Raw genomic sequence first — 19,794 nt, 5'->3', positions numbered from 1 at the left:
GCCTGCGGGATCACTCGGCGAGTACGCTCAGAAGGGATTTCGCGTGTTACATTAATACCCTGACCTTATCGTGATCCGAGCCCTCATGAATAATCCCCTTTTGCAGATGAGCGGGTTGCCCCCGTTTCCCGAGATCCTGCCGGAACACGTGGAGCCGGCGTTGGACCAGGTGCTGGCGGAAAACCGCGACGCCATGAACGCCCTGCTGGATCAGCCCGGGCCGTTCACCTGGGACAATCTCATCCATCCCCTCTCCCTGCTGGAAGACCGGCTCAACCGAATCTGGTCCCCGGTGCGCCACATGAATTCCGTGGTTAATTCCGAGTCGCTTCGTCAGGCTTACAATGCCTGCCTGCCCAAGCTCTCCGACTATGCCACCGAGATGGGCCAGAACATCCGGCTGTTTCAGGCCTACCAGAGCATTGCCGATGGCCCGGGCTTTACCGACCTCTCCCCCACGCAGCAGCGGGTGATCACCAACGCCCTGCGGGATTTCCATCTCAGCGGCGTGGACCTGCGGGACGAACAGAAGGTCCGCTACAAGGAGATCGCTCAGGAACTCTCCCAGCTCACCTCCCGGTTTGAGGAGAATGTGCTTGATGCTACCCAGTCCTGGCAACGTCACGTGCCCGAGGAGGATTCCCTGAAGGGCCTGCCTGAGTCGGCCCTGGACATGTTGCGGCAGAACGCACAGCAGCGCTCCCTGGAGGGCTGCCTGATCACCCTGGAGTTTCCCTCCTATTACGCCATCATGACCTTTGCCGACGACCGGGAACTGCGTCGCGAGGTGTACAGCGCCTATGTCACACGCGCCTCCGACGAAGGGCCCCATGACCGCAAGTTCGACAACTCCCAGGTGATGGAACGCATCCTGGCCCTGCGTGATGAGCAGGCCCGACTGCTGGGGTACGACAACTACGCCCAGCTCTCCCTGGCCACCAAGATGGCCGAATCCCCGCAGCAGGTGGTGGGCTTCCTCAATGATCTGGCCCAGCGTGCCCGTCCCGCTGCTGTCCGGGAACTGGACGATCTGCGCACGTTCGCCCGGGAGCACCTGTCGCTGGAGGATCTGCAGGCCTGGGACCTGGCCTATGCCTCGGAAAAGCTGCGCCAGCACGCTTATAACCTCTCCCAGGAGGATCTCAAGCCTTATTTCCCGGTGGACCGCGTGCTGCAGGGGCTGTTTGACCTGGTGGAGCGGCTGTATCAGGTGCGCATCCGGCAGGAGAACGGTGTCCCGGTGTGGCATGAGGACGTATGCTTCTACGAGATCCAGGACCCCGATGGCACCCCTCGGGCGCGCTTCTACCTGGACCTGTATGCCCGCAGCCACAAGCGCGGCGGCGCCTGGATGGATGAGTGCCTGAATCGTCTGCGGGACGGCGATGACCTGCAGCTGCCGGTGGCTTACATGACCTGCAACTCCACGCCCCCCGTGGGCGGCAAGCCGGCGCTGTTCACCCATGATGAAGTGCTCACCCTCTTCCATGAATTCGGTCATGGCCTGCATCACATGCTCACCCGCGTGGACTGCGCGGATGTGGCCGGGATCAACGGCGTGGAATGGGATGCCGTGGAACTGCCCAGTCAGTTCATGGAGAACTGGTGCTGGGAGCGCGAGGCCCTGGACATGTTCGCCGCCCATCACGAGACCGGCGAGCCACTGCCCCAGGAACTGTTCGACAAGCTCCTGGCCACCCGGCATTTCCAGGCCGCCATGCAGATGGTCCGGCAGCTGGAGTTCTCCCTGTTCGACATGCGCCTGCACGCGGAATACGATCCGGATCGGGGTGGCCGCGTCCAGGAGATCCTCGACGAAGTCCGTGATCAGGTGGCGGTGATGAAGCCACCCGCCTTCAACCGATTCCAGCATGGGTTCTCGCATATCTTCGCCGGGGGTTACGCGGCGGGTTATTACAGCTACAAATGGGCCGAGGTGCTCTCTGCCGATGCCTTTGCCCGCTTCGAGGAGGAAGGCTTGTTCAGCCCCGGCGTGGGCCATGCCTTTCTCACCGAGATCCTCGAGCAGGGGGGGTCCCGCCCTGCCCTGGAACTCTTCAAGGCCTTCCGGGGCCGGGAGCCGGACATCGAGGCCCTGCTGCGTCATTCGGGGCTGGCCGCGGCATGAGGATTGCCACCTGGAACGTCAATTCCCTGAAGGTGCGTCTGCCTCACGTCCTGGACTGGCTTGAGCAGCAGCGTCCGGACGTGCTGGCCCTGCAGGAAACCAAGCTCATCGACGAGGCCTTCCCCGTTGAAGCCCTGACGGAGGCGGGCTATCAGGCCGTTTTTGCGGGCCAGAAGACCTATAACGGGGTGGCCCTGCTCTCAAAGACCCAGGCCCTGGATCCGGTCACCGACCCGCCCGGTGTGGAGAGCGCGGATCGCCGCATCATGGCCGCCACCGTGGGTGGTGTCCGGGTGGTCAACCTCTATGTGGTCAACGGCTCCGAGGTGGGTTCGGACAAGTACGCCTATAAGCTGGAATGGCTGCACCGGGTGACGGCATTTCTGCGTGCCGAGCAGGAGCGCCATGAGCATGTGGTGGTGCTGGGTGATTTCAACATCGCCCCGGAGGATCGGGATGTGTACGACCCCGAGGCCTGGCACGAGCGCATCCTGTGCTCCACCCCGGAGCGTGAGGCCCTCAAGGCCATCCTGGATATGGGCTTCGTGGATGTATTCCGGCAATTCGAGCAACCGGATCCCAGTTACAGCTGGTGGGACTACCGGGCCGCCCGCTTTCGTCGCAACCAGGGGCTGCGCATCGATCTGATCCTGGCCACAACCACACTGGCCGGGCAATGCACCGCCAGCATGATCGACACGGCGCCGAGAAAGCTGGAGCGCCCCTCCGATCACGCCCCTGTCGTCGCCGATTTCCACCTTTAGACCGGACGATCATGAAATATCGAGACCTTCGCGAATTCATTCAGGGCCTGGAGGCCAGGGGCGAACTGAAACGCATTCAGGCGCCGGTTGATCCGCGCCTGGAGATGACCGAGATCTGCGATCGCACCCTGCGGGCCGAGGGCCCTGCCCTGCTCTTCGAAAACCCCACCGGACACCGCATGCCGGTGCTGGGGAACCTGTTTGGCACCCCCCGCCGGGTGGCCCTGGGCATGGGGGAGGACTCCGTGGAAGCCCTGCGCGAGGTGGGCAAGCTGCTGGCGTTCCTCAAGGAACCGGATCCGCCCAAGGGTCTCAAGGAGGCCTGGAGTACCCTGCCCGTGTTCAAGAAGGTGCTGGACATGGCACCCAAGAAGGTGCGCCATGGGGTGTGTCAGACCGTGGTCAAAAAGGGTGATGAAGTGGATCTGGGGGAATTACCCGTACAGGTCTGCTGGCCGGGTGATGCCGGACCGTTGATCACCTGGGGCCTGGTGGTCACGCGTGGCCCCCACAAGGAGCGTCAGAACATGGGAATCTATCGCCAGCAGGTGATCGGTCGCAACCGGGTGATCATGCGCTGGCTCTCCCATCGGGGCGGCGCGCTGGATTTTCGGGAATGGCAACAGGCACATCCCGGCGAGCCCTTCCCGGTCTCGGTGGTGCTGGGGGCCGATCCGGCCACCATCCTGGGGGCCGTCACCCCGGTGCCCGACACCCTCTCCGAGCACGCCTTTGCGGGGCTGCTGCGAGGTTCGCGCACGGAACTTACCCGCTGCCTGGGGAATGATCTGCAGGTGCCGGCCACGGCCGAGATCATCCTCGAAGGTGTGATCCACCCGGACGACATGGCACCCGAGGGGCCCTTTGGTGACCATACCGGGTACTACAACGAAGTGGACAGCTTCCCGGTGTTCACCGTGGAACGCATCACCCACCGGCCCGACCCCATTTACCACAGCACTTATACGGGCCGGCCACCGGACGAGCCGGCGATCCTGGGTGTGGCTCTCAACGAAGTCTTCGTGCCCATCCTGCGCAAGCAGTTCCCGGAGATTGTGGACTTCTATCTGCCCCCCGAGGGCTGTTCCTACCGCCTGGCGGTGGTGAGTATCCGCAAGCAGTATGCCGGCCATGCCAAGCGGGTGATGCTCGGGGTATGGTCCTTCCTGCGTCAGTTCATGTATACAAAATTTGTGATCATCGTCGATGATGACGTGAACGCGCGGGACTGGAAGGATGTGATCTGGGCCATGACCACCCGCATGGATCCGGGTCGTGATACGGTCACCATCGATAATACCCCTATTGATTATCTGGATTTTGCATCGCCCGTGTCCGGGCTGGGCTCCAAGATGGGTTTCGATGCCACCAACAAATGGCCTGGAGAGACCCAAAGGGAATGGGGTACGCCCATCGTCATGAGTGACGAGGTGAAACGACGCGTCGACGAGATCTGGGACGAACTGGGCATCTAGCCGACGAGCGTGCTTTGCGGGTGTCGTGGTCTGCGTTAGATTGAGATGAGTCAAACCCTACAGGCCTGACGGTATTGGCCGATACTTATACTCGCAGGGAGGCGCCGGGCAGGCGCCCCGTGTTCTTCTCATCACGGATCTCGCCATGACACAACGCATACTCCTCATGATCGGTCTGGTGGTTCTGGCCGGGCTGCTCGCACTGATCCTCGTCTGGCTAATGGGACCCGGGCCGGGGGCCGCCATCCTGGCGTCCATGCTGGCCACCGGCGGCGCCGTCACGTTGATGGACCGATTGCATGTGGCACCCCGTGAGCAGGCCCTGGAAACACTTTACGCGCAGACCCTCTCCCGCTCCCCTGCCCCGCTGACGGTCACGGAGGATCCGCGCAGCAAGGTCATCGCCCAGGCCCTGGACAGGCAACGCAAGCTGGCGGGCCGCCTGGCCGATACCGGATCCCGCATCGCCGTCTCTGCCGCCGAGGTGTCCCATGCCTCGGTCATCCTCAAGCAGCGGGTGCACTCCCAGGTTTCCACCGTCAATGGCATCGCCGATGCGTCCGGGCAGATCTCAGCCACGGTGCAGACGTCCGTGGAGAGTTCCGAGCAGGCTGCCGAGAGCGCACGCCTGACCAACGAGGCCAGTCACGCCGGTCATGCCTGCGTCGAGGATGCCCTCAGTCACATGGAGGAGATGAAGGGACGCATGGAGCAGGCCTCCCGGCTCATGTCCCGTCTGGAAGGCCGGGCCGGAGAGATCCAGCGCATCACCGGGGTGATCAGCGGCATTGCCGAGCAGACCAATCTGCTGGCCTTGAACGCGGCCATCGAGGCCGCCCGTGCTGGCGAACAGGGCCGGGGTTTTGCGGTGGTGGCCGACGAGGTGCGCAGCCTGGCCAACCGAACCTCTCAGGCCACCGGTGAGATCGGCCAGATGGTCCAGGAGATCAACACTGAGACCCACCAGGCCGCCTCCACCATGCAGCAACTGGTAGAGTCAGTACAGGGCAGCGCCGACCGCACCGTGAAGGTGGACCAGCATCTCTCCGACATCCTCAACCACTCAGCCAATGCAGACAACTGTATCCAGACGGTGGTCAGTGGTGCTGAGCAGAATCACAATCACCTGGACGAGGTGACCCGGGCCATCCAGACCGTGAGCAGCCACCTGCGGGAGACCGAGGACGATGTGAGCCATCTGTCCTCCCAGGCGGAGCAACTGGCTGAGCGGGCGGAATTGATCTACGAGCTTCTGGGCGATGTGGGACTGGGCGGCGTGCACGATCAGGTGCGCCAGGAAGCGGAACAGGCTGCTGCAGCGGTGGGCCGCGCGTTCGAGGCGGCCGTGGATGCGGGCCGCATTCGCCTGGAGGATCTGTTCGACCGCAACTACAAGCCCATCCCGGATACCGACCCGGTGAAGCACAAGACCCGCTTCGACGATTTCACCGACAAGGTGCTACCAGCCATTCAGGAGCCCATCCTGGAGCGCCATCGCTTTATCGCCTATGCGGGGGCCGTGGATGATCATGGCTATTTCCCCACCCATAACCGTCGCTATGCCAAGGCCCTGACCGGCGATTATGCCAAGGACCTGGCCAACAACCGCACCAAGCGGATCTTCAAGGACCGGACCGGTTCCCGCTGTGGCTCCCACCAGAAGCCCTATCTGTTACAGACCTACAAGCGGGACACCGGAGAGATCATGCATGACCTCTCGGTGCCCATTTTCGTCAAGGGGCGGCATTGGGGTGGTTTTCGTATCGGGTATCATGACCGAAGCGGCTGATCGCTTCCCATGAATACACCGCCCGGTGCATACCATGAAATTCCCTGCCTATCCCTACAGCCTGCGGGCCGCCCTGCTGGGCTTCGTGCTGGCCCCCCTGCTCCTCATCGTACTGCTGGCCGGATGGTCGGGCCTCACGAGTCTGGAGGCGCACATGGAAACGCGCATGCAGCAGGACATCGAACTGGTGGCCCGGGCCATCCACCTGCCGCTGAGCGATGCCCTGGCCCGCGGTGAGCGGGCCAATGTCCAGCAGGCCCTGGACTCTGCCTTTCGCATCGATCAGGTTTACGGTGCCTACGTCTACGACCAGCAGGGTGAACTGGTGGCCGCCAGCGGCCCGCGCAGTCCCTCCATGGATCGCCGTCGCGATGCCCGTCTCGCCACGGTGACCGGCACCCACGGGGCCTTTGACGACCGCAGTGGCCAGGAGATCTATTCCTTCTTCATGCCCCTGAGTGATGCCGGTGGCCGCATCAACGGGCTGCTCCAGGTCACCCGCCACGGCGGCGACTTCCATGAAGATCTCATGCAGGTGCGCTCCCGCGCCCTCATGGCCCTGGGGGTTCTCAGCCTGTTGTTCGTTGCAGTGGTCGTGCTGGGTCATCAGCGGGCCGTGGGGCGCCATGTGGGCCGCCTGGTCAATGCCATGGCACGAGTGGGCCAGGGTGATCGTCAGTTGCGTGTGGCGGGTGCAGGGCCGCGGGAACTGCGGGTGCTGGCCGAGGCCATGAACCGGATGCTGGACAATATGGATCGCTCCAATGCCGAACTGGAGGCCCAGCGCCGCCACCAGGCGGCCCTGGAGGAACGCCTTCGCCAATCGGAAAAGCTGGCCGCCATCGGCCAGCTGGCGGCCGGGGTCGCCCATGAACTGGGTTCTCCCCTGGGGGTGATCAACGGGCAGGCGCAACGGGCTCTGCGACGCGTGGACGCCGAAACCCCTCAGGCCCGGGCGCTGGCAGAGATCCGCCAGGAGGTGGGCCGCATGGACCGTATCGTGCGCCAGTTGATGGACTTTGGTCGACGAAATCCCCCCCGTGTGCGTGATGAACCCGTGCGGCGTCTGGTCAGCGCTGCCCTCGCCCAGGTGGAGGATGAAGCTCAGACCCGGGGAACCACGCTGCGTCTGGTCAATCAGGAGGATGGCCCGGTGATCCCCATGGACCGGGCACGATTGGAACAGGCCCTGACGAACCTGTTGCGCAACGCGATCCAGGCCACGCTGGGCGGACAGGTCCAGGTAAGTTGGGCATCGGCGCAAGGGCGTCTGGAACTGGTGGTGGAGGATGATGGGCCGGGCATCGACCCAAACCATCGCTCAAGATTGTTTGAACCCTTCTTTACCACCAAGTCCGTGGGCAGCGGTACGGGTTTGGGACTGGCGGTGGCCCATGGGGCCGTCACGGAGCACCATGGCGAGATCCACGTGGAGGATAGCCCCCTGGGTGGGGCACGGTTCGTGCTTCATCTTCCCCTGAATGTCGTGGCAACCGAAGGCAAAGATGACCCAGACCTCCAACAACAACCCTGAGCAGATCCTGGTCGTGGAGGACGATGCCTCCCATCGTGACCTGGTGGTGGAAGAGCTCAAGGATGCCGGCCTGAATGTGGTAGCCGTGGGCGATGCCGAGGCGGCCCGGGAGCATCTTGAAACCGGGCGTATCTCGCTGGTCCTCAGTGACCTGCGCCTGCCGGGAAACGATGGCCAGGACTTGCTCATACAGTCCCGTCGCCTGCCCATGCCGCCCTCGTTCATCATGCTCACCGCGTTCGGCACCATCGCTCAGGCGGTGGAGGCCCTCAAGCAGGGGGCCGACGATTTTCTCACCAAGCCGGTGGATCTGGATCACCTGGTCATCTCCGTGCGCCGTGCCCTGCGCACACGTCGATTACAGGCCGAAGTGGCCCGCTACCGTGAGCTGCTGGAGGCGGATGATTTCCATGGCCTGATCGGCAGCAGCCCCGCCATGCAGACCCTGTATGAAAATGTGCGTCGACTGGCACGTGCCTCCGGACCGGTGCTGGTCACCGGGGAGTCGGGCACCGGCAAGGAACTGGTGGCCCGGGCCATCCACGCGGAGAGTGATCGGGCCGGCGGCCCCTTCGTGGCCATCAACTGCGCGGGCATACCCGGCGAGCTCATGGAAAGCGAGCTCTTCGGCCATGCTGCGGGGGCCTTCAGCGGGGCGCAACAGGCCCGTCGGGGCCTCTTCGCCGAGGCCCACGGAGGCACCCTATTGCTGGACGAGATCGGCGAGATGCCCATGGCCATGCAGGCCAAGCTGCTGCGCCTGCTACAGGATGGCCGAGTGCGTCCGGTGGGCAGTAATCAGGAAAAGGAAACCGATGTGCGCGTCGTGGCGGCCACCAACCGTGACCTTGGGCCCATGATCGCCGAGAACTGCTTCCGGGAGGACCTGTTTTATCGGCTGGAAACCTTCCGCCTGCACGTGCCTCCGCTGCGGGAACGCGGTGATGACATCGAACGCCTGGCGGCGCGTTTCCTGGCCCGTTTCGGAGCGGCCATGGATCGTCCAGTGGAGGGCATCACACCCGAGGCCCTGCGGGCCCTGCGCAGTTACTCATTCCCCGGCAACGTGCGGGAATTGACCAACCTCATCGAGCGGGCGGTCACTTTCTGTCGCGGCAGTGAAATCCAGTTGGCCGATCTCCCTGAACGGCTTGATGCTGCCCGCACCGAATCAGGTGCCAGCGCAGCAGCTACCCAATTGTGGTCGGAGGAGGACACCCATATGCCTACCCTTCAGGAGATCGAGGATCGCTACATCCGTTGGGTGCTCGAGCGCCTGGATGGCAACAAGCGCCAGGCGGCCAAGGTGCTGGGGATCGGTCGCCGCACCCTCTACCGGCGCCTGGGGGATGGCTCTCAGGATGACGACACCGATATGGACACCCGGGCACCCAGGCGCACGTAGCATCCTGGCGCATGTGTCATCGTGACTCATCTTGAGCGAGGATCACAACGGTGTAGCACGACCATTCCCGTTGAAAAGGTATAGGGTGAAAGGCGAAGGTCGGAATGCGGCTTTAGTGGCACGGCGTATGCATATCCAGTACGCAACGCTAATCACAGTCAGGAGAAACCGTATGAACCATCATCCCCTTCGCGCCCTGTCCCTCGCCGTGGCCATCGCCGGCCTGTTGGGTGTGGGTGGCCATGCTGTGGCCCAGCAGCAGGGTGATTTCCAGGGCCAGCAGCAACAGCCCCCGGGCATGGATCAGCAGCAGGCACCCCAGGTGGATCCCCAAACCCTGGATCGTTTCGTGGATGCCTTCGTGGCCGTGCAGCATATCCGCGATGACTTTGCCGAGCAGCTCCAGGATGTGACGGATGAAGCCGAGGCCCAGGCCCTGCAGCAGGAGGCACAGGAGGAAATGATCAATGCCGTTCAGGAAGAAGGCATGAGTGTGGATGAGTACAATCAAGTGGCCATGTCGTTGCAGAACGACCCGGCCATGCTCCAGCAGGTTCAGGAGATGGCCGCCGAGCGGATGTAATCGCTGCTGCGGGCTACCTGCTCCAGGCCTCCCGGCTCAAGCCGGAGGCCTGGCTCCCCCCTCAGAGTTCGTTCTGAATGCGCTTGTAGCCCTGCACGAGGCCCACGTTTGTCTGGGCTACATCCTCCGAGAAGCTTGAAGCATCCGCCGTGACCGACTCGATGCCTTCCAGGTCGGTCTCCGAGTGGATATTGCTGGTGGACGGGACATAGAAGGATTCCGGTATGTGGCAGTCTTCCACCACCGAGTTATGGCGAATGACCGACCCCGCCCCCACCGAGCAGTTGAACAGCACCGTATTGAAGCCGATAAAGACGTGGCTCCCCACCTTGCAGGGGCCGTGAATGATGGAGCGGTGGGCAATGGAGGTGTTCTCGCCGATCTCCACACGGGCACCGGACTTGGAGTGGATCACCACGCCGTCCTGGATGTTGGAGTTGTCGCCGATGATGATGGGCTCCAGCTCACCCTGAGCATCGAGTTCATCGGCCCGGATCACGGCATAGGGCCCAATGAAGACATGCTCCCCCACCACCACCTTGCCGCAGAGGATCGCTGTGGGGTCCACAAATGCGGACTCAGCCACCTGGGGAAGGTGGCCCGTGGGATTCTTGCGTATCAAGTGTGTGTCCTCGCGTCAGTATTAAGAAGGGTTCGCAATGCTGCCACCGTTGGGGGGGCAAGGCAATGGCCCCACCACCAGCCTGGATATCATCCGGGTGTGTGGCGGCGGCTGATGTGGTAGGGCGTGATCTCCGAGTCATCCAGGGTGTCATCGCCCTGTTCCACCTTGAGCGACGCCCGGATGCCCGCTTCCATCCGCGGGTACTGCAGGTCCACCCCGAGATCCACCAGGCTTCGCCCCGCCACGACGACACGCGACTCCCGGAGGAAGGACATCATGCCAGGACTGAGCACCTTTTCCGCCTCTGCCATGCTGACGCAGGGGGGGCGCGGGAGGTCTGCAGCGTCGGCCACGGCATAGACGAAATCCGTCATGGAGCGATGGTCACTGTCCCCCACGTTGTAGGTCTGCCCTTCCGGCCCATGATCCAGGGCAGCGGCGCACAGGGTGGCCAGGTCATCGGCATGGATGCGATTGCCAGGACCGGAGTCCTCGGGGCAGATGACCGGCTCTCCTGCCCTGATGCGAGCCAGGGGAAGTCGGAAGGGCCCGTAGATCCCCGGGGCCCTGAGCACCACCACCGGGATGCCCGCCTCGGCCATGAGCTGGCTCAGGCGCTTTTCTGCATCCAGTCGGCGATGCCCCCGGTCGGTCATGGGTGAGGGTTCGGTGAGGTCGTCCACCTGGGCCCCGCCCTGATCCCCATAAACCCCGGTGGTGCTGATGTAGACAATCTTCTCGGGTGGTTGCCGACGACACAATTCGATGAATCTGGCGGTTCTTGGATCCACCCGTCCTTCGTTGGGTGGCGGAGCGCTGTGCAGGACCAGGCAACCGGCCAGGGGGAGTTCGTCCAGGCCTTCACCGGTATCCAGATCGGCCCGGATGGCCTCAAAACCCATGGCCTTGAGGGCCTCCACCCGGTCGATGCTACGGGCCACTGCGATGACCCGGCGCCCCTCGTGAGCCATGCGGTGTCCGACGCGCTCCCCCACATAGCCGCAGCCCATGATCAGTACCGGTTTCATGGTCATTCTCCTGATTGACTGGCTTTGTGTGACTATACCGTTTAGGGGAAGGTCGTGTCCGGCGTGAGGCGTCAGGTTTTGCACAAAAAAAAGGCCACCCGCCTGGGCGGATGGCCTTTCATTCATCTGGATCAAGCCTTGGCTGGGTCCAGCCTTCAGGGGGCCGACACGGTCCTGTGCGGACCGTGTCGGGAGTCCCTGCCTGAGATCAGGCGCTGGACAGTCGGGGCTGACCCATCTTGCCGCGGCGACGACCGGACAGCGGCTTGCCTGCTTCGGGCTTGGGTGCCACGGGCACCACCGGCTCGGAGAGGCTGCCGTCGACGGCCACCTGCAGGCCCTTGCGGTAGGCATCCTGAGCCAGCTTTTCTTCACCCACCTGATCCAGGATCTCGCCCAGCTCACGGTAAGCCTCGGGCGTGGGCTTGGCATTCACACTGGATTCCAGGTAGCCGCGGGCCTTGCCCCAGGCCTTGCCCTTCTTGCACAGACGACCCAGGGTGAGCAGCAGCACCGGATCACGGCGATGATCACGCAGCCAGCCTTCAGCCACACTGATGGCGCGGTTGGTGTCGTTGACGTTGAGCTGACCATACAACTCCACCAGACGCTCATTCCAGTTCTGCTTCAGACTGCTACGCAAGACCACCTCGGCACGATCCGGCTCATTGAGGTTGATCAGCGCGCGGGCATAGGGCTCCACCAGTTCATTGCGGCTGCGGGAGGTCTTGGGCAGGTTTACCCAGGTACCTTCCAGCTTGCCCAGGTCACCGGCAGAGGCCAGCTCGGCTGCCCGTGCGGTGAACGCCTCGGCTTCCATTTCGTTCAGGGCCTCGTTGTCCAGGGCCTTGGCCTTGCGCAACTCGGGCAGGACGTTCAGCAGGGAAGCGCTGTCGCCGGTCTCCCGGTAGAGCCGAGCCCGCAGACGCAGCAACTGGGGATGACCAGGGGCCACGTCATTCATGTGACGCAGGGTGCTGGTGGCAGGACCGGTCTCGCCGTGGTCCAGCTGCAGCTCGGCCTGGGTGAGGCCAACGGACACTTCGGCTCCGGCCTCAGCCTGGGAGGCCTGACGCAGGTACTCATCGCGGCGGTCATAGGCACCCTGGGCCTGGGCGGCGCGTGCCGCGGACAGGTAGTTCAGGGTGGGGGAATCACCACGGCGCGCAGATTGCACCAGCAGCTTTTCGGCCTTGTGCCAGCGACCTTCGGTCATCTCTGCCATGCCCAGGGCCAGGCCCTTCTGGCAGGCCAGGGCCTTCTTCTGCTTGCGGCGTGCACTCATGTTACCGGGGAGACCAAACAGGCCCACCAGGAAGCGGATGACGCCATAGAGCACCAGCAGCGCAACGACCATGGCCACGATGTAGAAGGCCATGCTGGTTTCAATGCTCATGTCGCCGTAGGCGAAGAGCACGTATCCAGGCTCTTCCATGAACAACAGGGTCGCGATCGCAGAGGCGATCAACACGAGAAAGATTACGATAAGAGATTTCATTGATTAACCCTCCAGCTTAGCCAGCAGCTCAGCCGACTTGCCGATTTCAGGCTGCTCGGGGCGCAGATCACGTTTTTCCAGGTCTTCCAGGCGCTTCATCAAAGGAGCGACAGGCTCGGAGGCGAAGTACTCCGCCAGCAGGGAGCGGGCACTCTGGAGGTTTTCGCGATATTCAGCCTCGTTGTTGCGCAGTGCGGCCAGACGGGCGGACTCGATGCGCAGCGCCAGGACCTGACGCATGAACAGTTCGGCATCCGCATCAGGCATGGAACGCACGGCCTGATCGTGACGGCGCACCGTCACCTGCTGGTTCAACTCGGAGACCACCTGATAGTAGGCGCGCTCCCACCAGGGGGAGTCACCGTTGGGGGCCTCACCGTTGACCAGCGAGAGGCGACCACCGGACTCGGTTTCCGGCTTCTGCAGCGGCAGGGGCCTGAGTTCTTCGGTGATCTTGTCCAGTTCGGCCACGATTTCCTGCACATTGGTGCCTTCGTAGCCCTCCAGGGCGGCGATTTCCTCGGCGATGGCGTCACGTACTTCACTGAACTTGGGATCACCCATGGCCTGCAGCATGTTGTCGGCCGATTTCAGTGCCGCAATGGCGCCCTTGGGATCGTTCATCAGGCTCAGGCGGTGATCCGCGATGCCCATCAGATAGGCCACCTCGGCGGTCTGCCATTCGCGATGCGGACGTTCGGATTCATCCTGGATGGCGCCCAGGCCTTCTTCCAGGGTCTGCAGGCGACGCTGCTGACGCTCCTCGATGCTGGCCAGTTCGGTGCGGGCCTCTTCCAGGGCCTTCTCCAGCTCGGTGCGCACGTCACCCTCCAGCTCGCTGACCTGGGTCTCCATGCGGCTGATGGTTTCGGGCAGTGCCTGGGTGCGTTCCTCGATCTCGGCCAGCTCGCGCAGGGCGCTGCTCAGGCGATCGTTGGCCTCGTTGGCCATCTCCATCGCCTTGTTGGCATTCGAGGAGGCATTCATGCCGATGCCCAGGGCCAGCACCACGGCAACACCACCAACGATCAGCGGCAGCTTGCTGTTGCGGCCGTTGGTGTCACCGCCGGACGGAGGCGGCGGCGTGCGGCCCGCGCCACCCCCACCCTGACCGGGAGCCGGGCTGGCCGGCTTGGCCGCACCGGGGCTGCCTGCGGTCGTCTTCGCGGCAGCGCCCTTTACGGGTTCGGATTTGTCGGACCCGCTCTTTGTCGAGTCGGCTTTCGAAGTTTCTGGTTTGTTGTCCACGGGTTTTGATGCCTCGGGCTTTGGGGTTTGGGTTTTGTCTGCCCCGGCCTGGTCCGCAGGCTTGGTGCCGACCTGGCCGGAAAGTGCGTCCTTGTCCTTGGAATCGGCGTTATACGCCACCGTATCCGTTTTGGCCGCGGCGCTCAGGGAGTTACCGGAGGCCTTGCCACGGCTCCGTGTTCTCGTCTTGGCCGCAGGGGTGCCCGCCCCGGTTGCCGTTGGCTTGGCGCCGCCTTTGGCCTTTGGATTCGATCGTTGTCTACTCATGAGTTTGCTTCCTCTTTTCAGCCCATTTCTGCACGGCCTCCAGCATGGCCTCGTCGCTGGGGTCTGCGGCCACGACTGGGGTCTGTTTGAAGCCCATCTCCCGGGCCGTGTCCAGCATGCGTTCGCAGCCCACCACGAGCGGTGTGCCGCGCAGCCAGAACTGCCCCACCTTGCCTACCATTTCGTAGAGGTTGCGCAGCCCCTCGCTGCTGGTGATCGCAATCACATGGATGTCCCCTCGGGACCACTGTCGCAGCACCCGGTCGGTATCCGCATCCGGCAGGCCGCGACGATAGGACTCCACGAAGGTCACCCTTGCCCCCCGAGCAGTGAGTGTAGCACCTAGCAGTTCCCGGCCCCCGTCGCCCCGAAAGATCACCACTTCCCGGCCCTGCATGTCCTGCAATTCAGGTTGTTCCAGCAGGGCCTCACTGTCAAAGCGGCTGGGTGGGCAGATGTCCACCTGGTAACCGAGCCGCTCCAGGGCCTGGGCCGATTTACGGCCCACGGTGGCCAGTTTCAGCCCCGAAGGCATCTGCCTTCTTCCATGGATCCGGTTGAGGGTCCGGTTCACGGCGTTGGGGCTGACGAACACCGCGATGTGGAAGTCTTCGAGCCTGTCGATCAGGGCATCCAGAGCGGTGGTGTCACGCGCCTCCTTGATCTCCAGCGTTGGAAATCGCAGGGCCTGCCCGCCGGCCTCTTCCACCATTTGGCAGAAACGATCGGCCTGGTGGGCCGGACGGGTCACCATCACGGTCACCCCCTGCAGCGGGCCCGCGGCGCCTTCCCTGGGTGCTGTTGCCCTGGCTTCTGCTGAACTCATGACATCGGGTTTTGACTTTTGGACGGTTCGGCGGGGTTCAGGCCCAGGTCCTTGAGGATCCGGTCGGCGCCCTCGCGCAGCAGTTGCTCCGCCAGGGCCACGCCCAGTTCGTGGGCCTTCTCGCGCGGACCATCCAGGCTGGCCCGGTAGACCAGCGAGCCATCAGGCTCACCCACCAGGCCACGCATGTGCAGGGTGCCATCGTCGCGCAATTCGGCGTAGCCGCCGATGGGCACCTGACAACCACCATTGAGGCGATGGTTGAAGGCCCGCTCGGCCGTGACCCTCACATTGGTATCCGGATCATTGAGGGGGCCGATCAGTTCCATCACATCCGGGTCATTGCAGCGGCATTCGATGCCGATGGCACCCTGTCCGATGGCCGGCAGGCTCTCCTCCGCGCTGAGCACCCGAGTGATGCGCTCACCGAATCCCAGACGCTTGAGTCCGGCCGAGGCCAGCAGGATGGCGTCGTATTCGTCATTATCCAGTTTTGCCAGGCGCGTGTTCACGTTGCCGCGCAGATCCAGCACCTGGAAGCTGGGGAATCGGGCCCGCAGCTGGCTTTGCCGCCGCAGGCTGGAGGTGCCTACCCGGGCACCTTCGGGGAGCTCCTCAAGGGAGGTGTAATGATTCGAGACGAAGGCGTCGTGGGGGTCTTCCCGATCCAGGATCACGGGTAGTTCCAGGCCCTCGGGCAATTCCATGGGTACATCCTTGAGGGAGTGTACGGCGATGTCTGCGTCCCCTTCCAGCAGCCCTGTTTCCAGTTCCTTCACGAACAGGCCCTTGCCGCCCACCTTGGCCAGCGGGGTATCCAGGATGCGATCACCCTGGGTGGACATCTTCACCAGTGTGACCTGCACATCCGGGAACAGGGCTCTGACCCGGCGGGACACCTCCTCGGCCTGCCACAGGGCGAGAGGGCTTTTCCGGGTGGCGATCTTGAGTTCAGTCTTGGGCATGGGCGGGTAGAAGCTCGCGTAATCTGGCCATGTTGAAGGTTTGCGGTATCGTACAACGCAACCATACATTATGTCTGCCTTTCAACACACGGGGCAGACGGGTCTCTGTCAACTTTACTTGACCCAGGCCCGGTCATTGGATCTTCCAGGCCCCGATCTTTGTTCCAAATTCCAAAAACGGTGTTACAGGGTCTTCAGGAAACGGCGCACCTCGGCCACGTGGCGCCGACTGACCTCCAGGCGCTCGCCCGAGTCCTTGAGCACCACCTCAAAGCCCCCCTGGTTGTTCTTCTCCATGCCGCAGAACCGGCTCCTGGCCACCAGGGCATTGCGGTGGATGCGCAGGAAGTCCTCGCCGAACTCCTCTTCCAGGGCCTTGAGGGGTTCTTCGATCAACACCTCGCCCTCGTCGTGACGCACGGTGACATATTTCTGATCCGCCTGGAAATAATGCACGCTTTCCACAGGGATGAGTTCCAGGTTGCCGCGCACCCGGGCGCAGATGTGGCTACGGGTACGGCCCTGAGGGGTGGAGTCCTGCAGATGCCCCAATTGCGCCCGGTTGGGCCGACCGGCCTGTTCCAGGGCCTCCTGCAGGCGCTCCTGACGCACCGGCTTGAGCAGGTAACCCACGGCCTGGGTCTCGAAGGCCTCGATGGCATGACCTTCGTAGGCGGTGATGAAAATGACGGCCGGTGGGGTATCCATCTCGGCGATATGGCTGGCAGCCTCCAGGCCATCCATGCCCGGCATGCGAATATCCAGCAGAACAATGTCCGGTTCCAGTTGCTGGGCCAGTCGCACCGCCTGCAGGCCATTCGATGCATTGGCGACCACCTCGTACTCCGGCATCCGCTCCAGCAGCGAGGCCAGCCGCTCACGGGCCGGTTGCTCGTCATCCACGATCAGCACCTTCATCACTTCCTCCTGGGCAGTGAGATATCCACACGATAGCGTTCCTGGCTCTGGGTCGTCTCCATGCGCGCCTCGCCCCGGTAGGCCAGCGCCAGTCGCTGGCGGATGCTCTCCTGGGCGAAGCGATTGCCGGGCCGCTGATTGCGTTCCTTTTCCGGGGGCAACGGGTTTTCCACCATGATATGCAGATAATGATCCCGCAGCCGAATCTCCACGGTCACCGTGCCGCCCTCGGTCAGGGGTTCGATACCATGGTAAATGGAATTCTCCACCAGGGGTTGCAGCGTCAGACTGGGAATGGGGTAGTCCATGGGCACCGACTCATCAATGCGCCAGTCCACCCGCAGGCGATCCCCCAGTCGCAGGGCCTCGATCCGCAGGTAGCGTTGTGTCAGACCCACCTCCTCGTCAAGCGTGACGCTGTCCTTGGTGGACAGGGTGGCGCGGAACAGGTCGGCCAGGTCCATCACGGTGGATTCCGCCTGCTCCGGCTGGCTGCGGGTGAGGTTGGCGATGGTGTTCATGCTGTTGAACAGGAAATGCGGGCGAATGCGGGCCTGCAGCGCCTGCACCCGGGAGCGGGCCTCGGCTTCCACGTTCTCTTGCCACTGTTTCTGCACATACAGATAGCGCAGTGCCACGGCGCAGACGATGGCGCTCACGGCCAGGGTGCGCATGAGAAATTCATCCACCGGGAAGCCCGAACCCAGGGTGTACCATCCCAGGTGATGTGATAGCTGCACGGCGATGACGGACAGCACCAGGGTGACTGCCAGCATGATGAGCCAGGCAGCCACCGCAGCGTTCAGGGGGCGCAGGCGCCGCAGCCAGCGCCGATTCAGGCACAGGGTGAACACCGTGCCCAGGGCCACCCACTGCACGAACAAGGATGTCAGGGCCAGGTTGACCCAAAAACCCTGAGGTCGGGGCTCGGACGCCAGGGCCAGGATGAAGGCCAGCAGCTGTGCCATGAGCACCACCACGAAGACCGTGCGGCTTTCGCAGAAATCCGGCAGGAAGGCGCGGCGGCGGCTCGTCGTGCTCCCGGTCCGTGAGTGTTTTGGCATGACTGTCATGGGCTGAATATCCGTTGCAAAGGCCGTCCTCCAGGGTACGTTATCCCAATGGTATACTCCGCGCCAATGACCCAAAGGCATGCATGACCCATGAGCGAAAAGCCAGCACAAGACAAACTCTGGGGCGGACGTTTTTCCGAGCCCACCGATCAATTCGTGGAAGCCTTCACCGCCTCGGTGGGTTTTGATCAGCGCCTGTACCGGCACGACATCGAAGGTTCCTGTGCCCATGCGCGCATGCTCGCCCGCGTGGGTGTGATCAGCGATGATGAATGCGAGCAGATCCAGCAGGGCCTGGGGGAGATCCTGGCGCAGATCGAGGCGGGGAATTTCCACTGGTCGGTGAGCCTGGAGGACGTCCACATGAACGTGGAGGCCCGCCTGATCGAGCGCATCGGCGACGTGGGCAAGAAGCTGCATACCGGGCGTTCCCGCAATGACCAGGTGGCCACCGATATCCGCCTGTACCTGCGCGAGGCCATCGATGGCATCCTGGCCGAGATCCGCCGCCTGCAGCAGGGCCTGCTGGATCTGGCCGAGCGCGAGGCCGAGACCGTCATGCCCGGCTTTACCCATTTGCAGACGGCCCAGCCAGTGACCTTTGGTCACCACATGATGGCCTGGTTCGAGATGCTGGAGCGGGATCACGCCCGGCTGGTGGACTGCCGGGGTCGGGTGAACGTGATGCCCCTGGGGTCCGCCGCCCTGGCCGGCACCCCCTACCCCCTGGATCGTCACTACACCGCTGAGTTGCTGGGGTTTGAACGGGTGTCCGACAACTCCCTGGATGCGGTCAGTGATCGGGATTTCGCCATCGAGTTCTGTGCCGCCGGGGCGCTGATCATGACCCACCTGTCACGCTTCTCCGAGGAGTTGATCCTCTGGGCCAGCGCCCAGTTCGGGTTCGTGGACCTGCCCGACCGCTTCTGCACCGGCTCGTCCATCATGCCCCAGAAGAAGAACCCGGACGTGCCGGAACTGGTGCGGGGCAAGACAGGCCGGGTGAACGGCAACCTCGTGGCCATGCTTACCCTGATGAAAGCCCAGCCGCTGGCCTACAACAAGGACAATCAGGAGGACAAGGAGCCCCTGTTCGACACCGTGGACACCCTGGCCGGGAGCCTGCGGGCCTTTGCCGACATGGTCCCCCACATCCAGGTGCGCGCCGAGGCCATGGAGGCGGCCGCTCGGGGCGGCTTTGCCACCGCCACTGACCTGGCCGATTATCTGGTGAGCAAGGGGATGGCCTTTCGCGATGCCCACGAGGTGGTGGGCCGCGCCGTGCGCCTGGGGGTGGAGACCGGCCGTGACCTGTCCCAGATGGATCTGGATGAGTTGCAAGGGTTTTCATCCATGATTCAGGATGATGTTTTCCAGGTGCTGACCCTGCAGGGCTCGGTGGCTGCCCGCAACCTGCATGGAGGCACCGCCCCGGCCCAGGTACGCGAGCGTATCCGGGAGGCCCGGAACCGTCTGACCCCCGGGGGCTGAGCGTCCCGGTTGCGAAAGGTGGTCGCATCATAAAATGTGCGCGCGCGCGCGTTCCTGTCATGACGCCCCCCTTTGGCTGTGCTATTTTGACCTTATAGCCAGAGGTTAGTAGACCATCGGGTTCTGTTCTGCGCACCACAAGACAAGACACCAAAGCAAGCCGATTCGTCCACCCAG

Annotated in this window: 16 protein-coding genes; 8 read left to right on the top strand and 8 right to left on the bottom strand. The window is 63.4% G+C overall.

Features of this window, described 5'->3' with window-relative positions; translation table 11 throughout:
* Window positions 1–85 precede the first annotated feature (85 nt).
* From prlC to ECTOBSL9_RS05145, 7 genes are all read left to right on the top strand, one after another.
* Window positions 86–2,128: an oligopeptidase A gene (gene prlC, locus ECTOBSL9_RS05175; protein WP_063464171.1), complete on the top strand. Its 2,043-nt coding sequence runs from the start codon at window positions 86–88 to the stop codon at window positions 2,126–2,128.
* A complete protein-coding gene (gene xth, locus ECTOBSL9_RS05170; protein ID WP_063464170.1) occupies window positions 2,125–2,892 on the top strand; it encodes an exodeoxyribonuclease III in 768 nt (255 codons plus the stop codon). Before prlC ends, xth begins: the two co-directional genes overlap by 4 nt.
* Before the next feature lie 11 nt (window positions 2,893–2,903).
* Window positions 2,904–4,367 (top strand): 4-hydroxy-3-polyprenylbenzoate decarboxylase, encoded by a 1,464-nt coding sequence (gene ubiD, locus ECTOBSL9_RS05165; RefSeq protein WP_063464169.1) that lies wholly within the window; start codon window positions 2,904–2,906, stop codon window positions 4,365–4,367.
* 145 nt (window positions 4,368–4,512) lie between these two features.
* On the top strand, window positions 4,513–6,156 hold the full coding sequence (locus ECTOBSL9_RS05160; RefSeq protein ID WP_063464168.1) for a methyl-accepting chemotaxis protein: 1,644 nt from the start codon (window positions 4,513–4,515) through the stop codon (window positions 6,154–6,156).
* A 34-nt stretch (window positions 6,157–6,190) separates the two neighbouring features.
* On the top strand, window positions 6,191–7,690 hold the full coding sequence (locus ECTOBSL9_RS05155; protein ID WP_063464167.1) for an ATP-binding protein: 1,500 nt from the start codon (window positions 6,191–6,193) through the stop codon (window positions 7,688–7,690).
* Window positions 7,662–9,095: a sigma-54 dependent transcriptional regulator gene (locus tag ECTOBSL9_RS05150; protein ID WP_063464166.1), complete on the top strand. Its 1,434-nt coding sequence runs from the start codon at window positions 7,662–7,664 to the stop codon at window positions 9,093–9,095. Before ECTOBSL9_RS05155 ends, ECTOBSL9_RS05150 begins: the two co-directional genes overlap by 29 nt.
* Before the next feature lie 172 nt (window positions 9,096–9,267).
* Complete coding sequence (locus ECTOBSL9_RS05145) at window positions 9,268–9,678, top strand: DUF4168 domain-containing protein (RefSeq protein WP_063464165.1); 411 nt, start codon at window positions 9,268–9,270, stop codon at window positions 9,676–9,678.
* A gap of 61 nt (window positions 9,679–9,739) precedes the next feature.
* Here the strand turns inward: ECTOBSL9_RS05145 and ECTOBSL9_RS05140 are convergent, their stop codons facing one another.
* The 8 genes from ECTOBSL9_RS05140 to ECTOBSL9_RS05105 form a co-directional block, all read right to left on the bottom strand.
* Window positions 9,740–10,300, bottom strand: coding sequence for a carbonate dehydratase (locus ECTOBSL9_RS05140; protein ID WP_063464164.1), 561 nt, complete (start codon window positions 10,298–10,300; stop codon window positions 9,740–9,742).
* Between the two features lie 89 nt (window positions 10,301–10,389).
* Complete coding sequence (locus ECTOBSL9_RS05135) at window positions 10,390–11,331, bottom strand: NAD-dependent epimerase/dehydratase family protein (protein ID WP_063464163.1); 942 nt, start codon at window positions 11,329–11,331, stop codon at window positions 10,390–10,392.
* Between the two features lie 208 nt (window positions 11,332–11,539).
* Complete coding sequence (locus tag ECTOBSL9_RS05130) at window positions 11,540–12,829, bottom strand: heme biosynthesis HemY N-terminal domain-containing protein (protein WP_082829749.1); 1,290 nt, start codon at window positions 12,827–12,829, stop codon at window positions 11,540–11,542.
* A 3-nt stretch (window positions 12,830–12,832) separates the two neighbouring features.
* A complete protein-coding gene (locus tag ECTOBSL9_RS05125) occupies window positions 12,833–14,344 on the bottom strand; it encodes a uroporphyrinogen-III C-methyltransferase (RefSeq protein ID WP_082829748.1) in 1,512 nt (503 codons plus the stop codon).
* Window positions 14,337–15,170 (bottom strand): uroporphyrinogen-III synthase, encoded by an 834-nt coding sequence (locus tag ECTOBSL9_RS05120; RefSeq protein WP_063464160.1) that lies wholly within the window; start codon window positions 15,168–15,170, stop codon window positions 14,337–14,339. The genes ECTOBSL9_RS05125 and ECTOBSL9_RS05120 overlap by 8 nt, the downstream gene beginning before the upstream one ends.
* The gene (gene hemC, locus ECTOBSL9_RS05115; RefSeq protein ID WP_063464159.1) at window positions 15,167–16,135 is read right to left on the bottom strand and encodes a hydroxymethylbilane synthase; all 969 of its coding nucleotides are present in this window, start codon (window positions 16,133–16,135) and stop codon (window positions 15,167–15,169) included. The genes ECTOBSL9_RS05120 and hemC overlap by 4 nt, the downstream gene beginning before the upstream one ends.
* 183 nt (window positions 16,136–16,318) lie before the next feature.
* Window positions 16,319–17,053: a LytTR family DNA-binding domain-containing protein gene (locus ECTOBSL9_RS05110; RefSeq protein WP_063464158.1), complete on the bottom strand. Its 735-nt coding sequence runs from the start codon at window positions 17,051–17,053 to the stop codon at window positions 16,319–16,321.
* Window positions 17,053–18,126, bottom strand: coding sequence for a sensor histidine kinase (locus ECTOBSL9_RS05105; protein ID WP_063464157.1), 1,074 nt, complete (start codon window positions 18,124–18,126; stop codon window positions 17,053–17,055). The genes ECTOBSL9_RS05110 and ECTOBSL9_RS05105 overlap by 1 nt, the downstream gene beginning before the upstream one ends.
* A gap of 90 nt (window positions 18,127–18,216) precedes the next feature.
* On the opposite strand from ECTOBSL9_RS05105, the gene argH reads away from it, so the two are divergent.
* Window positions 18,217–19,617 carry an argininosuccinate lyase gene (gene argH / locus ECTOBSL9_RS05100; protein WP_063464156.1) on the top strand — a complete coding sequence of 467 codons (1,401 nt, stop codon included), beginning with the start codon at window positions 18,217–18,219 and terminating at the stop codon, window positions 19,615–19,617.
* The last annotated feature ends 177 nt before the right edge of the window (window positions 19,618–19,794 follow it).

Source organism: Ectothiorhodospira sp. BSL-9, from assembly GCF_001632845.1.
Lineage (GTDB): Bacteria > Pseudomonadota > Gammaproteobacteria > Ectothiorhodospirales > Ectothiorhodospiraceae > Ectothiorhodospira.
The sequence above is the reverse complement of the archived record's forward strand: the minus strand, read 5'-3'. Positions and strand labels throughout refer to the sequence as shown.

Coding starts and splice junctions, on each gene's coding strand:
- prlC (WP_063464171.1), top strand. CDS start 86: ATGAATAATCCCCTTTTGCAGATGAGCGGGTTGCCCCCGTTTCCCGAG.
- xth (WP_063464170.1), top strand. CDS start 2,125: ATGAGGATTGCCACCTGGAACGTCAATTCCCTGAAGGTGCGTCTGCCT.
- ubiD (WP_063464169.1), top strand. CDS start 2,904: ATGAAATATCGAGACCTTCGCGAATTCATTCAGGGCCTGGAGGCCAGG.
- ECTOBSL9_RS05160 (WP_063464168.1), top strand. CDS start 4,513: ATGACACAACGCATACTCCTCATGATCGGTCTGGTGGTTCTGGCCGGG.
- ECTOBSL9_RS05155 (WP_063464167.1), top strand. CDS start 6,191: ATGAAATTCCCTGCCTATCCCTACAGCCTGCGGGCCGCCCTGCTGGGC.
- ECTOBSL9_RS05150 (WP_063464166.1), top strand. CDS start 7,662: ATGACCCAGACCTCCAACAACAACCCTGAGCAGATCCTGGTCGTGGAG.
- ECTOBSL9_RS05145 (WP_063464165.1), top strand. CDS start 9,268: ATGAACCATCATCCCCTTCGCGCCCTGTCCCTCGCCGTGGCCATCGCC.
- ECTOBSL9_RS05135 (WP_063464163.1), bottom strand. CDS start 11,331: ATGAAACCGGTACTGATCATGGGCTGCGGCTATGTGGGGGAGCGCGTC.
- ECTOBSL9_RS05130 (WP_082829749.1), bottom strand. CDS start 12,829: ATGAAATCTCTTATCGTAATCTTTCTCGTGTTGATCGCCTCTGCGATC.
- ECTOBSL9_RS05125 (WP_082829748.1), bottom strand. CDS start 14,344: ATGAGTAGACAACGATCGAATCCAAAGGCCAAAGGCGGCGCCAAGCCA.
- ECTOBSL9_RS05120 (WP_063464160.1), bottom strand. CDS start 15,170: ATGAGTTCAGCAGAAGCCAGGGCAACAGCACCCAGGGAAGGCGCCGCG.
- hemC (WP_063464159.1), bottom strand. CDS start 16,135: ATGCCCAAGACTGAACTCAAGATCGCCACCCGGAAAAGCCCTCTCGCC.
- ECTOBSL9_RS05110 (WP_063464158.1), bottom strand. CDS start 17,053: ATGAAGGTGCTGATCGTGGATGACGAGCAACCGGCCCGTGAGCGGCTG.
- ECTOBSL9_RS05105 (WP_063464157.1), bottom strand. CDS start 18,126: ATGACAGTCATGCCAAAACACTCACGGACCGGGAGCACGACGAGCCGC.
- argH (WP_063464156.1), top strand. CDS start 18,217: ATGAGCGAAAAGCCAGCACAAGACAAACTCTGGGGCGGACGTTTTTCC.